Source organism: Providencia sp. M-27 (assembly GCF_011077905.1).
Classification (GTDB): domain Bacteria; phylum Pseudomonadota; class Gammaproteobacteria; order Enterobacterales; family Enterobacteriaceae; genus Providencia; species Providencia huaxiensis.
Map to the genome: position 1 here is coordinate 134,135 of NZ_JAALBT010000002.1, position 15,417 is coordinate 149,551.

General features: G+C 40.7%; 11 protein-coding genes. 4 read left to right on the plus strand and 7 right to left on the minus strand.

Annotated features, from left to right (window positions below; all coding sequences use genetic code 11):
- Positions 1-32 precede the first annotated feature (32 nt).
- Positions 33-1,472, minus strand: a complete 1,440-nt coding sequence (locus G6Q48_RS03935; RefSeq protein WP_166264580.1) for a catalase — start codon at positions 1,470-1,472, stop codon at positions 33-35.
- A gap of 335 nt (positions 1,473-1,807) precedes the next feature.
- Here G6Q48_RS03935 and G6Q48_RS03940 point away from each other — a divergent pair, with 335 nt between their 5' ends.
- Entirely contained in the window at positions 1,808-2,350 is a 543-nt protein-coding gene (locus G6Q48_RS03940) for a YfaZ family outer membrane protein (protein ID WP_166264582.1), read from the plus strand.
- A 103-nt stretch (positions 2,351-2,453) separates the two neighbouring features.
- On the opposite strand, the gene G6Q48_RS03945 is transcribed toward G6Q48_RS03940, so the two are convergent.
- Entirely contained in the window at positions 2,454-3,371 is a 918-nt protein-coding gene (locus tag G6Q48_RS03945; protein ID WP_166264584.1) for an Rpn family recombination-promoting nuclease/putative transposase, read from the minus strand.
- A gap of 228 nt (positions 3,372-3,599) precedes the next feature.
- Positions 3,600-4,748, minus strand: a complete 1,149-nt coding sequence (gene tyrP / locus G6Q48_RS03950) for a tyrosine transporter TyrP (RefSeq protein WP_242685778.1) — start codon at positions 4,746-4,748, stop codon at positions 3,600-3,602.
- A 477-nt stretch (positions 4,749-5,225) separates the two neighbouring features.
- On the opposite strand from tyrP, the gene G6Q48_RS03955 reads away from it, so the two are divergent.
- Entirely contained in the window at positions 5,226-6,566 is a 1,341-nt protein-coding gene (locus tag G6Q48_RS03955) for an anaerobic C4-dicarboxylate transporter (protein ID WP_102137656.1), read from the plus strand.
- Between the two features lie 405 nt (positions 6,567-6,971).
- Complete coding sequence (locus G6Q48_RS03960; protein ID WP_166264589.1) at positions 6,972-7,493, plus strand: hypothetical protein; 522 nt, start codon at positions 6,972-6,974, stop codon at positions 7,491-7,493.
- 149 nt (positions 7,494-7,642) lie between these two features.
- On the opposite strand, the gene yfaE is transcribed toward G6Q48_RS03960, so the two are convergent.
- From yfaE to ubiG, 4 genes are all read right to left on the minus strand, one after another.
- The gene (yfaE, locus tag G6Q48_RS03965) at positions 7,643-7,906 is read right to left on the minus strand and encodes a class I ribonucleotide reductase maintenance protein YfaE (RefSeq protein ID WP_102137658.1); all 264 of its coding nucleotides are present in this window, start codon (positions 7,904-7,906) and stop codon (positions 7,643-7,645) included.
- Between the two features lie 2 nt (positions 7,907-7,908).
- Entirely contained in the window at positions 7,909-9,045 is a 1,137-nt protein-coding gene (gene nrdB / locus G6Q48_RS03970) for a class Ia ribonucleoside-diphosphate reductase subunit beta (protein ID WP_102137659.1), read from the minus strand.
- A gap of 11 nt (positions 9,046-9,056) precedes the next feature.
- Entirely contained in the window at positions 9,057-11,348 is a 2,292-nt protein-coding gene (nrdA, locus tag G6Q48_RS03975; RefSeq protein WP_166264591.1) for a class 1a ribonucleoside-diphosphate reductase subunit alpha, read from the minus strand.
- Positions 11,349-11,706: 358 nt separating this feature from the next.
- Positions 11,707-12,429, minus strand: coding sequence for a bifunctional 2-polyprenyl-6-hydroxyphenol methylase/3-demethylubiquinol 3-O-methyltransferase UbiG (ubiG, locus tag G6Q48_RS03980; RefSeq protein WP_102137661.1), 723 nt, complete (start codon positions 12,427-12,429; stop codon positions 11,707-11,709).
- Between the two features lie 299 nt (positions 12,430-12,728).
- On the opposite strand from ubiG, the gene gyrA reads away from it, so the two are divergent.
- The gene (gyrA, locus tag G6Q48_RS03985; protein ID WP_166264593.1) at positions 12,729-15,344 is read left to right on the plus strand and encodes a DNA topoisomerase (ATP-hydrolyzing) subunit A; all 2,616 of its coding nucleotides are present in this window, start codon (positions 12,729-12,731) and stop codon (positions 15,342-15,344) included.
- The last annotated feature ends 73 nt before the right edge of the window (positions 15,345-15,417 follow it).

A 15,417-nucleotide genomic window follows, 5' to 3' on the forward strand; every position in this document is an offset into this window, starting at 1 on the left:
GCGGGGTTACCCCCACCACTTAATGAATTACACTATTTTAGTGCTTTCAACGCTTTTTCAACACCCGCGCCATATTCAGGATGAACTTGTTTAAATAACTCGATTTGGCGCACTTGCGTGGCTTCTGTCGCGTCAATGAGTTCACCTGCAATACGTTTAAACATACGTTGGTGTTCTGCATCATCTAATAACTCATATAATGCACGTGGTTGGCTGAAATAGTCTTGGTCTTCACGGTGATCCCAATGGTCAGCTGCACCTTCAATAGATAATGGCGGTTCGCTAAAGTCAGGCTGTTCTTGGAATAGACCTGCTTCATTTGGCTCATAGGTTACGTGGTTGCCACTATTACCGTCAACGCGCATTGCACCATCGCGGTGGTAATTATGGAATGGGCAACGTGGGGCATTCACTGGGATTTGATGATGGTTGACACCAAGGCGATAACGATGGGCATCCCCATATGAGAACAGGCGACCTTGTAACATTCTATCCGGTGAGAAACCAATACCCGGAACGACGTTAGCAGGGCTAAAAGCTGCTTGTTCTACATCTGCAAAATAGTTATCTGGATTACGATTAAGTTCAAAATAACCGACATCAATTAATGGATAATCTTTATGTGGCCAAACTTTAGTTAAGTCAAAAGGGTTATAAGGAACTTGAGAGGCTTCTTTCTCTGGCATAATTTGTACTTGCAAATTCCAGCGTGGGAAATCCCCTTTTTCAATTGATTCAAACAGATCGCGCTGTGAACTTTCTCTGTCTTTACCAACTAATTGCTCAGCTTGTTCATCAGACAAATTCTCAATGCCTTGTTGGCAACGGAAATGGAATTTGACCCAGAAACGTTCATTATTACTGTTAATGAAACTGTATGTATGGCTACCAAATCCATGCATATGACGATAACTTTGTGGAATACCACGGTCACTCGCATCAATGGTTAATTGGTGTAAAGATTCAGGTAACTGAGAGAAAAAGGCCCATTTATGTTCCATTGTACGCAGGTTAGAGCGAGGGTCACGCTTCACTACGTGGTTTAAATCAGGGAATTTTAATGGGTCGCGGAAATAGAATACAGGGGTGTTGTTACCCACCATATCCCAGTTACCTTCTTCAGTATAAAATTTTAATGCGAAACCACGAATGTCACGCTCTGCGTCGGCAGCACCACGTTCACCTGCAACGGTAGAGAAGCGAGCAAACATTTCTGTTTTTTTGCCCACCTCAGAGAAAATTTTTGCACGAGTATAGCGGCTAATATCATGGGTTACGGTAAACGTACCGAAAGCACCAGAACCTTTTGCATGCATGCGTCTTTCAGGGATCACTTCACGGTCAAAATGGGCAAGCTTTTCTAAAAACCAAACATCCTGTAATAACATTGGGCCACGTTTACCTGCTGTCATCACATTATTATTATTGGCGACCGGGGCGCCTGAGGCGGTAGTAAGGCCTTTCTTTTTCATCACAATGCTCCTTTGTTTGGATTAAATGACTACACAAACCTAACTAATAAGTTAATATTTTGTAAAAAATAAAAAACACTACTACAATAAACTTGTAATTCAGTATAGTTATTATGGAATTGATTATCTAATTAATATAACCAATTACTGTGATTACAAGTAGAAAAATGCGTATTTATCGCACTTTTTTGCACTAAATTTTTTGATACGTGAAATTTTGTAATGAATAAAGTGGGCTTTTATCGAGGCTATAGCGTAAATCTAGGTAAGAATGGCTGAAAATAGGGTGAGATTCGCGTAATATTCATAGGTAATAATATCAAGAGGATAAAATAATGCGCAAATTATTATTATTGGCAGCAGCGATGTCACCATTATTCGTAGGTACGGCACATGCAGTTTCAGTCAGTGTACAAGCAGGTGAACATTTTACTGAGCTGTCTGCGGGGTTAGGTAACCAAAATGCAGGGTTAGCATTTAATGGTTCTTGGGCTCGTAGTGACCATGATGGACAAACGGGAAGTATTGGTGCCACATTTGGCTTACCTGTAGGGCCTTTCTCTGCATTCGTTGGTGGTAAGGGGTTATATTTATCTCCCGATCATAATAGTAGCGGTGCTGCATTAGCTGTTGGTGGTGGGTTAAATTGGCAGGCACTGCCTTCACTGAATATTTACGGTGAAGCTTACGGTGCTCCAGAACAACTGACTTCTGGCAGCAAATCGTATGTCGAAGCTAAAGCTGGTGCGCGCTATACGGTATTCAAGCCTTTATCTATTGATGCAGGATATCGCTTGATTGAAATGAAAGGGACGCATGGTAATAGTAGCGATAAACTTGCCGATGGCTGGTATGTTGGTGCAGGGCTATCTTTCTAAGTTGTTGTGATATATCTACAGTTCCTAGTCGTTGCATGGCTAGGAGCTGGCTGTGATGCCTTTAGTCCAACAGAAAATAACTCAAAGAGGTATCCACCAGAAACTAACCTTGTTTAGTATTATTTAAAGACATGAGTATTTCGCGGCTTAGTCCAGTGCATTCAACGATAATATCCAAACTAATACCATTCTTAAGAAGGTGGCGTGCCATTGTTATTTGGGCTTCTTGGCGACCTTCTACTCTGCCTTCTTGGCGGCCTTTGTTCTGTAAACGCAGTGCGATATTCATAATAGCTCCCTTATGTTTTTCTGTTTTTTCGCTCAATGCCTGAATGATATGTTCGAAATTAGCAGAATCTAAAGCAATGAACAGATAATTGATAATAGTAATGATGTCATTATCGCTATTATAGTGTTTATTGAGTGCTTGCGCCAAGAGCGGGAGTACCTGTTGAAATTCATCCCGTAAGTGCTTATGTTTCATTGCTAATTCCATTACTGCAATCTTTCGATGATTAACTAATTCATTATCATCTATGATAGTTATATCGACTAAAGGAAATGGTTGAGTGTAAAGATTATTAGCGATATCAGGGAAAGGGAAACAGTCAGTCCAAAGTTGGGTATAAGGATAAGGCGAACGACCGCCATGGTAGAAAAGGATAGGGACGACAAGGGGCAATTTCTTATTTCCTTGTTGCATATGCTGATTCATGGCTAAAAAAGCATAATGCATCAGACGCCATGCCATCAGTCTATCGGGCGTTGATTGGTGTTCAACTAAAAGGTAGAGGTATCCTTTTCCTTGCGTTGTTTCTACTGAATATAGCACATCTGATAATCGCGAGCGGAGTTGCTCATCAATAAATGAGGAATTTGTAAGTGATAACGTATTGAAGTCACACAATGATTTTATTTGTGCAGGCAAATAGATATCAAAAAAATCTCGTGCATTTTCGATATTCGTCATGATGCCTTTAAAAGCCGCATCATGAATGTTGGATACTTGTTTTTTCTTCACCTAATTCACCTCATGAAGACCGCAATATGGCGAAGATACGGTAAAATGATTAGGTTGTCTGTTCAGAATTATTTTCCGATAAGTATCGAAATAACAGAACGAAGTTTTTTAAATGTAATAAATAATAGATTAAATTTAGATAATTAATTTAGTTTTCAAGGGGGGGAAGCCCCCAATCTTGATAAATCAATGCATGGGGACTGGTCGTATACTTAATATGGAAGATATTTAGCCAACGTTTGGTAAAAAACCGGCAACAATCGAAAATTGGATAGCAATTACAGCGATACCACATACCAACACTAGGGCTAAAATAGGTGTACCGCCTTTAACTTGATACCCACCTTGAGTTTCTAATTTGCGAACACGGAATGTTAGTAGTGCAGGAATAATTAGCGCTAAGACCGAGAGTGCAACAGCGGCATACGTTAATGCTTGTACGAAACTACTGAAAAATAGGGCGGCCAATAATGGCGGAACAAAAGTCAGCAAGCTGGTTTGTACACGACCAATAAAATGATTGCTCCGTTTGAATAAATCAGCGAGGTAATCAAATAAACCCAATGCAACGCCTAAGAAGGATGTGGCTAACGCTAAATCCATAAACAAGCTAACGGCAATATTGACTCGAGGCGTAGCGACAACATCGCGAATGGCTGTGAGTAACCCATTAAGGCCTGATTCCTGAGCTAGGATCCCGATAAAAGTCTGTGATGGAATAGAACCTAATGTTGCGATTTGCCATAGAATATAAGCGACTAAAGGAATTGCACTTCCGGTAATGAAAATCATGCGTAACTTGCGCACATCCCCATTCATATAGTTAACTAAACTAGGCACGCTGCCATGGAAACCAAAAGAAGTAAAAATAACGGGAACGGCAGCAAGGATAAGGCCTTTTTCAATTGGCATAGTGCTTAAATTCACGACTTCAGCATGCGGCATCATCACAACTAACATGATCACCAAAAAAATTGTTTTGGCCGTGAATAAAATTCGGTTAATAAAATCGACTGAATGCGTACCAATACAGACAATTGCACCACCAATAATAGTAAATGCAATAATGGCAGTATCGGTTGAAATTTTAATTCCCCACCATGAAGATAGGCTATCTGAAATTAATACGCCCGCTCCACCGATATAAGCAGTTGTTAGCGCGTACATTAATAGCAGCATACTCAGTCCGGTTACTATCTGTCCAACAGGCCCAAGATATTTCTTAGCAACAGAGCCTAAACCCATATTCGCAGGGTTATGTTGATACACCTCGACTAATAGTAATGAGGTATAACTCATTAACATCCATAATCCAACAAGCAAGCAGACGATGCTTGTGAAACCGACTCCTGCAGCGGCAAGTGGCATTGCCAACATCCCTGCACCTATTGTTGTCCCTGCAACGATTAACACACTGCCAAGCGTACGATTCTTCACAAGTTCCTCTAATTGAATTTGAATAATTAACAAGTGATGCAGATTATGCGATCGCAAGTTCGCTGTCAAATGTAAATTACAGAAGGTGTAATCTTTTATTTACACCTCTAATCAGGTAGGTAGGAAATGAAAGACAATAGCAGCGTTAATAAAGTAAAGAAAAAATGATGATTTAAAGTGGCTAAAGGTAAATTTATATGGGGTAAGTTGTTAAAAATGGTGCGGTAATTGATTGATTTTTATGAAAGTGGTAGGTAACTGGGTAGTATGTCAGTTACTTAATATAAATTATGTGATGAGGTCAAAATAAAAGCATAAAAAATAAAAGTAAATTGATTTTGAAGTTATCATAAATCAAATTAATGCTTGAAAATCATCCCGATAATATATGTAAACATATATATAAAGGATGGAACTATGGACTTTATGATTCAACTCGCCATTATCCTTGTTTGCTTATTCTATGGGGCAAAAAAAGGGGGAATGGCACTCGGGCTATTAGGTGGTGTTGGCCTAGTTATCTTAGTTTTTGGCTTTGGTTTACCGCCTGGAAAACCGCCTGTTGATGTTATGCTTGTTATCATTGCTGTTGTTGCCGCATCAGCAACGTTGCAAGCGTCAGGCGGTTTGGATGTCATGCTACAAATTGCAGAACGACTACTGCGGAAAAACCCTAAGTACATTTCTATTGTGGCACCTTTTGTGACATGTATCTTAACCATTTTGTGTGGTACAGGGCATGTGGTGTATACAATTTTACCTATCATTTACGATGCAGCGATTAAAAATAATATTCGCCCTGAAAGGCCAATGGCTGCGAGTAGTATTGGCGCACAAATGGGGATTATCGCCAGTCCAGTTTCAGTGGCCGTTGTTTCATTAGTAGCAATGCTAAATGGTGTGACAATCAATGGCCAGTCACTTGAATTCCTTGATTTATTGGCAATTACTATCCCATCGACATTAATTGGTATTTTAGCGATTGGTATTTTTAGTTGGTTTAGAGGTAAAGATCTCGATAAAGACCCTGTATTCCAAGAGTTTATTTCAGTGCCTGAAAACCATGATTACGTCTATGGTGACAGTGTGACACTGTTGAATACAAAATTACCGAAAATTAACTGGGTCGCGATGTGGATTTTTTTAGCCTCTATCGCAGTTGTGGCATTACTTGGTGCATTCTCAGAGCTAAGACCTCTAGTTAATGGTAAGCCGTTATCTATGGTTTTAGTCATTCAGATGTTTATGTTATTAGCTGGTGCGCTAATAATCATTATCTGTAAGACCAACCCAGGGCAAATTTCAAAGAACGAAGTATTCCGTTCAGGGATGATAGCGATTGTCGCAGTGTATGGTATTGCGTGGATGGCAGAAACCATGTTCGGTGCTCACATGGATGAAATTAAAGGAACGTTAGGTTCTTTAGTAAAAGATTTCCCTTGGGCTTATGCCGTCATCTTATTATTAGTCTCTAAGTTTGTTAATTCACAGGCAGCCGCATTGGCCGCTGTCGTCCCCATTGCGTTAGGGATTGGTGTTGACCCGGCTTATATTATCGCTTCCGCACCTGCGTGCTATGGGTATTACATTTTACCAACTTACCCAAGTGACCTTGCGGCAATTCAGTTTGACCGTTCAGGTACTACACGAATTGGTAAGTTTGTTATTAACCACAGCTTCATTCTTCCTGGATTAATCGGGGTGGGTGTATCCTGTGTGTTTGGCTGGATATTTGCAGCGATGTACGGTTATTTATAAGGTTTAACCCTCGGTTTATCACAACGATTGTAAGACAGTTTTATCGGTAGTCTTACAATCGTTCATTATAAGACCTATTACCTTGTAATAGCGTTAGTGGCCACAATGATTGCCATGTTTTATCAATAAATGTCTTATAAAAGCATACTAAATAAGTACGCTAAATTCACAGTGAGTTCAGGGTTCAATATATCGCTTAAATAGCCTATACAATAAGAAAGTTATATTACGATTGGAACTACCATTGTGCTCGCTATTATTTCGTATCTGTTTGATTACTTGAATGATTAATTTCAACCAATACTCATTCATGACTATGAGCTAATCTCAGATTAAGACTAACTATTATTCGTTGTAATTAACTTAAACTATAAAAATAACGTAAGTAAACTTTTTGGGATAAACATGAAAAAATTTGCATATATGTTGCTGTTTACATCTGCTTGGGCATTTGCTAATACTGACGATTCAAGCACAATTAAAAGTAGCGTAAAATCAATAACATCTTCAATAACAAGCTCAAGTAAAGATGCGTTGTCAGGGTTAAAAGAAGGGATTGACGAGGGAAGGACATCTGGAAGTAGTGTTGATGGCGCAATTATAATTTACGATATAGAAAACCTAAATAAATATATTGATGTAAAGGTATTAACATCTGAAAAAGTGGCGGACAACGAGTATTTATTAACACTATCCGTTAAAAATAAGTCTGACTCAGCGGTTCGTTTAACAAACCTTGAAGATAAAAATAACCTTTATATCTTAGATAAAGATGGCTTTACATCCTATTTATCGGGCAAGCAAGAGGATATCAGTGTTCCCAAAAATGCGGCATCCAAGGTTAGGCTTAAATTTTTAGAGGTTGAGGATGAGCCTTCTATTTTAAGGCTTTATGATCTGGATATAAAAATACCAGCAATAAAATAATGTTTATGCATATTGTCGATTTTTCTATTATTAAAGTGACTTAGCCGCATTGTGGGGCTAAGTCAGATGCTTTGAAGTCAGGTTTTATACTTTTTGTTGCAGGGATTTGTTGCAGGGATCTTGAATTCCATCATTCATTAAGTTAATGATTAACCAATTTCAATATCAGAAAGCGGGTGGCAACAACAAGGCAGGATCTCTCCATCTTGCACAAATGCAATCGGCTTTTGCTTATAGCCCACTTTCCCTTGCAATAATGTCACACGGCATGAACCACAGTAGCCTTCTCGGCATTGGTACTCTACAGGAATACGGCTGTCTTCTAAGGCTTCCAGCAAACACGAATGAACTTCGGTATGGTAGGGGACTTGAACACCCTGCGTTAACCGCAGGGTGATTTTATGGCTTGCCATGCTTATAGTTCAAAGCCGCTCAAATCGTCGGTATCGACTTGAGAGTCAATTTGCCCGACTAAATAAGAACTGACTTCAACCTCTTGAGGTGCAACTTGTACGTTATCAGACACCAACCATGCGTTGATCCATGGAATTGGGTTTGAACGTGCTTCAAATGGCAATTTTAGACCGACTGCTTGCATGCGGATATTCGTAATATATTCAACATATTGGCATAGAATATCTTTATTTAAACCAATCATCGAGCCTTCGCTGAATAGGTAGTCAGCCCACTCTTTTTCTTGCTCTGCTGCTTGAACGAACAAGTCATAACATTCTTGCTCGCACTCTGCTGCGATTTCGGCCATTTCTGGGTCATCTTGCCCTGAGCGTAACAGGTTCAACATGTGTTGCGTACCCGTTAAGTGCAACGCTTCATCACGTGCAATCAGTTTGATGATTTTTGCGTTTCCTTCCATCAGTTCGCGTTCAGCAAACGCAAACGAACAGGCAAAACTAACATAGAAACGAATGGCTTCAAGCGCATTAACGCTCATTAGGCACAGGTACAGTTGCTTCTTCAATTGACGTAGAGAAACAGTGACTTGTTTGCCATTGCAAGTATGTGTGCCTTCACCAAACATATGGTAGTAATTGGTCATTTCGATAAGATCATCGTAAAAGCCCGAAATATCTTTAGCACGTTTTAAAATTTCTTCATTTTCAACAATATCGTCAAAAATAATAGCAGGGTCATTCACGATATTACGAATAATATGTGTATACGAACGTGAGTGGATAGTTTCAGAAAACGCCCACGTTTCAACCCAAGTTTCCAGTTCAGGAATCGAAATCAGTGGCAATAACGCCACGTTAGGGCTGCGGCCCTGAATAGAATCCAGCAGCGTTTGGTATTTCAGATTACTGATAAAAATATGTTTTTCGTGATCTGGCAGCGCATTGTAGTCAATACGGTCGCGCGACACGTCAACTTCTTCAGGGCGCCAGAAAAACGACAATTGTTTTTCAATCAGCTTTTCAAAAATAGGGTACTTTTGCTGATCATAGCGCGCCACGTTAACGGGTTGGCCGAAAAACATCGGCTCCAACATTTGGTCATTCTTTTTCTGTGAAAACGTTGTATATGTATGTGACATAACAATTCCTATTAAATTTTACACGCGCCGCCTTCGCAATCGGAATCCGCTGACTCAACAACTTCTTCCAGATCGCCTTGAACATCTTCCGCCCCATCGCGGGTGTTATGGTAGTAAAGTGTTTTCACACCAAACTTATAGGCGAGCAATAAATCTTTTAGCAATTGGTTCATTGGTACTTTGCCGTTCTCAAAACGAGTCGGGTCATAGTTTGTGTTAGCAGAAATCGACTGGTCGATAAATTTCTGCATGATACCAACGAGTTGTAAATAGCCACTATTTGAAGGCATTTGCCATAGCAGCTCATAAGCGCCTTTCAGACTTTCGTAATCAGGCACTACTTGGCGCAAGATACCATCTTTAGAGGCTTTAATACTGATATAACCACGTGGTGGTTCAATACCATTGGTTGCGTTAGAAATCTGTGATGATGTTTCTGAAGGCATCAATGCAGACAGCGTCGAGTTACGCAGACCGTGCTGTTTGATTTCTTGGCGTAATGCTTCCCAATCATAATGCAACGGCTCATTCGTTAACTTATCGAGCTCTTTTTTATAGGTATCGATAGGTAAAACGCCTTGTGCATAGGTTGTTTCGTTAAACCATGGGCACGCACCTTGCTCTTTCGCTAACTCATTCGAGGCTTTCAATAGATAATATTGAATAGCTTCAAATGTTTTGTGCGTTAAGTTATTCGCGCTACCATCTGAATAACGAACACCGTGCTTCGCGAGATAATAAGCGTAGTTAATCACGCCAATACCGAGTGTACGACGTCCCATTGAGCCTTGTTTAGCTGCGATGATTGGGTAATCTTGGTAATCAAGCAGCGCATCGAGTGCACGAACAGCTAATATTGCCAGCTCTTCTAATTCATCGAGGCTATCAATCGCGCCTAAGTTAAACGCTGATAACGTACACAGTGCAATTTCACCGTTTTCGTCATTAATGTTATTTAATGGTTTGGTTGGCAGCGCAATTTCTAAACATAAATTAGACTGACGAACAGGGGCAACCTGTGGGTCAAATGGGCTATGTGTATTACAGTGGTCAACGTTTTGAATATAAATACGGCCTGTAGACGCACGCTCTTGCATCATTAATGAAAATAGCTCAACCGCTTTAACACTTGATTTGCGAATATTTTCATCTTTTTCGTATTTCACATATAAACGTTCAAATTCGTCTTGATCTGCGAAAAAGGCGTCATAAAGACCTGGAACGTCGGATGGGCTGAATAATGTAATGTCTTGGTTTTTAATCAAACGTTCGTACATTAACTTGTTTAGTTGCACACCATAATCCATATGGCGAACACGGTTACCTTCAACCCCACGGTTATTTTTCAGTACCAATAAGCTTTCAACTTCAAGGTGCCAAATCGGGTAGAACAAGGTTGCTGCACCACCACGAACACCACCTTGCGAACAAGACTTAACCGCAGTTTGGAAGTGCTTATAGAACGGAATACAGCCAGTATGGAACGCTTCACCGCCACGAATTGGGCTGCCTAATGCACGAATGCGACCCGCATTTACCCCAATCCCTGCACGTTGTGAGACATATTTCACAATTGCGCTTGAAGTTGCATTGATAGAATCTAAGCTGTCGCCACACTCAATCAGTACACAGGAACTGAATTGACGTGTAGGGGTACGTACCCCCGCCATAATAGGCGTAGGTAATGAAATTTTGAATGTTGAAACTGCGTCATAGAAACGGCGAATATAATCAAGACGCGTCTCTCTTGGGTAGTGTGAAAACAGGCAAGCAGCGACTAAAATGTATAAAAACTGTGCGCTTTCATAGATTTCACCGGTAACGCGGTTTTGAACTAAATATTTCCCTTCAAGCTGTTTTACCGCAGCATAGGAAAAATTCATATCACGCCAATGGTCTATAAAGCTATCCATTTGCTCGAACTCTGCTTCAGAGTAGTCTTCCAGCAAATGCTTGTCATATTTCCCCATTTCAACGAGGTGTTTAACATGCTTATATAATGTAGGCGGCTCAAACTGACCATAGGCTTTCTTGCGTAAGTTAAAAATAGCAAGACGAGCAGCAAGGTATTGGTAATCAGGTGTATCACCCGTAATTAAATCGGCTGCTGCTTTGATCATCGTTTCGTGAATGTCAGAAGTTCTGATCCCATCATAAAACTGAATCTGTGAACGTAACTCCACTTGAGAAACGGATACGTTACTTAGGCCTTCGGCAGCCCAGGTGATTACCTTGTGGATTTTATCGAGATCAATGCGTTCTTTATGTCCATCACGCTTTGTGACTAACAGACTCTGGTTCATGAGCAAGTACACCTTGGTTGAACTACAAATAGTTTAAAATAAACATAAAAAAGCTCATGGTGTAATGCAATGAGACTAGTTGTGTTATGTTTTGTTGTACCACTATATGTAGTAGTTTGTTTAGAATACCATAACAAGATAATGTTAATGTGTGATTTTATCAAGTGAACAAATTAGCGAGTTCTTGTGGATAACTGGTTGGATAAGAAAAATGATCATGTCGGTAAGCTGCATGGTAAAAGGCATTAATAAAAAAAATGCTTCCGACATGAGGATTAAAATAAATTTTGTAAAATGCGATCGTTTGCTGCTTTCTTAAACGTACTGCTTGTGATTTATTCTTTTCACGACTAGGTGATTATTCACTGACTGTATGCAACATATAATTTACATCAACATTTGGCCCAAGCCAGAACTTATCCGTTAATGGGTTATAGTGTAACCCTATGATATGTTTATCTTTCAATGGTGTTCCATCAATCCAGCTAATCAATTCAGAAGGGCGAATAAATTTATTCGCATCATGGGTGCCTTTTGGAACCATTTTCATCACATATTCAGCAGCGACTACTGCCATCAACCATGCCTTTTTGTTGCGATTAATGGTAGAAAAAATAACATGTCCGCCAGGTTTCACTAATTTAGCGCAAGCTCTAACGACAGATTGAGGATCAGGAACATGTTCAAGCATCTCCATGCAGGTCACAACATCATAGGCTTGTGGGTGCTTGTCTGCGTGTTGTTCAACGGTTTCTTGTACATATTCAACCGGAATGCCGGACTCAAGAGAATGCAAGCGAGCAACCATTAATGGATCTGCCCCCATATCAAGGCCAGTCACTTCCGCGCCTTCGCGCGCCATACTTTCGGACAAAATGCCACCACCACAGCCAACATCAAGAATTTTTTTACCGAAAACGCCGTCTACACGCTGCATAATATAACCTAAGCGTAATGGATTGATGCGGTGTAGTGGGGCGAACTCCCCTTCTAAGTCCCACCAACGTGAAGCAATGGACTCAAATTTTTCAATTTCTTGTTTATCGACGTTGAGGTAAGTTGGGGTTTGGGTGTCATTCATACAAAGAAGCTCCTATTTTTAACCTATAACCCGAAGGCCTATTAACGATAGTGATATTTAAACTATGTTAAGTCGGGGGGAAATAGTGGCCCGATAAGAATTGATGGCTAAAATATAAACAATAATGTAATTATTGCCGTGATTAATTGATAAACCGTCAAGTTTCGGACACATAAACTTAATTTTCCGCTATTATACATAGCTTGGAAGACAAATACCCGTCTCTTATTTTTATTAAATTGGCGAATTGTGGTATAGTTCTACTCTTTGAATCCGAAGTTATGAGGGACAGTGGTTCCATGAGCGAGATTGCCAGAGAAATCACACCAGTTAATATCGAAGAAGAGCTTAAAAGTTCGTATTTGGATTATGCAATGTCCGTTATTGTCGGCCGTGCACTTCCAGATGTTCGAGATGGACTGAAGCCAGTACACCGCAGAGTATTGTATGCGATGAATGTATTGGGAAATGATTGGAATAAACCCTATAAAAAATCTGCCCGTATTGTTGGGGATGTCATCGGTAAATACCATCCACATGGTGATATCGCTGTTTACGAGACAATCGTTCGTCTTGCTCAGCCTTTCTCAATGCGTTACATGCTGGTTGATGGTCAGGGAAACTTCGGTTCTGTTGACGGAGACTCCGCAGCGGCAATGCGTTATACGGAAATCCGTATGGCGAAAATTGCCCATGAACTACTTGCTGACCTTGAAAAAGAAACCGTTGATTTCGTTCCTAACTATGACGGAACAGAGCACATTCCTGAAGTTATGCCAACGAAAATCCCAAACCTTTTGGTTAATGGGTCGTCAGGTATTGCTGTTGGGATGGCAACCAATATCCCACCTCACAATTTAGGGGAGGTGATTAATGGTTGTCTTGCCTATATAGAAGACGAAGACATCAGCATTGATGGTTTAATGGAATACATTCCAGGGCCAGATTTCCCAACCGCAGCTATTATTAATGGCCGTCGTGGGATTATTGATGCGTATCGCACAGGGCGTGGCAAGGTCTATATCCGTGCAAGCGCTGAAGTGGAAGTCGATGAGAAAAATGGTCGCGAAACCATTATTGTCAGCAAAATCCCTTATCAAGTGAATAAAGCTCGCTTGATTGAAAAAATTGCTGAGTTAGTTAAAGACAAGCGTGTTGAAGGTATCAGTGCACTGCGTGACGAGTCTGATAAAGACGGTATGCGTATTGTTATTGAAATCAAACGCGATGCGGTGGGTGAAGTTGTACTGAACAACTTATATTCCCTGACCCAATTGCAAGTTTCTTTTGGTATCAATATGGTAGCTCTACACCAAGGGCAGCCGAAAATACTGAATTTAAAAGATATCATTGCTGCTTTTGTGCGTCACCGCCGTGAAGTCGTCACTCGTCGTACGATTTTCGAATTACGCAAAGCGCGTGATCGTGCTCATATCCTTGAAGCACTGGCAATTGCTCTTGCCAATATTGACCCAATTATTGAACTGATCCGTAAAGCACCAACGCCAGCAGAAGCGAAAGCAGGGTTGATTGCACGTTCTTGGGATCTGGGCAATGTCGCTGCAATGTTAGAGCGTGCGGGTGATGATGCCGCTCGTCCTGAGTGGTTAGAGCCCCAGTTTGGTGTTCATGAAGGGCAATATTTCCTGACTGAGCAACAAGCTCAAGCTATTTTGGATTTACGTCTCCAAAAATTAACGGGTCTTGAGCATGAAAAATTACTGGAAGAGTACCGTGAGCTTCTAGTACAAATTGAAGCATTACTGTTTATTTTGCGTAGTCCTGAACGTTTGATGGAAGTGATCCGCGAAGAATTAGAAATTATTCGCGATACTTATAACGACCCTCGTCGTACAGAAATTACTGAAAATACTGCAGATATCAATATTGAAGACTTGATCAACCAAGAAGATGTGGTGGTGACATTATCGCATCAAGGTTATGTGAAATATCAGCCTCTGTCTGATTACGAAGCACAGCGCCGTGGTGGTAAAGGTAAATCTGCAGCACGAACTAAAGACGAAGACTTTATTGACCGCCTTTTGGTGGCCAATACGCATGACACCATTTTGTGCTTCTCAAGCCGTGGCCGCTTGTATTGGATGAAAGTTTACCAATTACCAGAGGCTAGCCGTGGTGCTCGTGGTCGCCCAATCGTTAACTTATTGCCACTTGAACAAGATGAGCGAATTACAGCTATCTTGCCAGTGCGTGAGTACGAAGAGGGTTACAATGTCTTTATGGCAACTGCGAGTGGTACCGTTAAGAAAACACCTTTACAAGAATTCAGCCGTCCAAGAAGCGCAGGTATCATTGCGGTTAACTTGAATGACGGTGATGAGCTGATCGGTGTTGATTTAACTGATGGTTCAAACGAAGTTATGCTGTTTTCAGCTCAAGGTAAAGTTGTGCGCTTCGCTGAAGATGCCGTTCGTCCAATGGGACGTACCGCTACAGGGGTGCGTGGTATTAAATTAATGGATAACGACAAAGTCGTTTCTTTGATTATTCCACGTGGTGAAGGGCATATCTTAACGGTGACAGAAAACGGATACGGTAAACGTACTGAAGAAGCTGAGTACCCAACTAAGTCTCGTGCAACTCAAGGGGTTATCTCCATTAAAGTGAGTGAGCGAAACGGGCATGTAGTTGGCGCGATTCAGGTTGATGAAACTGACCAAATCATGATGATCACAGACGCAGGGACATTAGTGCGTACACGCGTGTCTGAAGTGAGCGTCGTTGGCCGTAATACTCAAGGTGTTACCTTGATTAGAACTGCTGAAGATGAAAAAGTTGTTGGTTTGCAGCGCGTTGCTGAAACGGATGATGATGAAAACATTGATGATGAAAATGCAAATGAAAACACTGAAGAAAATGGTGTTGATGATGCAAGTATCGACGATCAAGAGTAATCACGACGTTTAATTTAATGAACGGGCAGCATAATTAGCTGCCCGTTTTAGTTTCTAGCCTAAATGTCTTTGT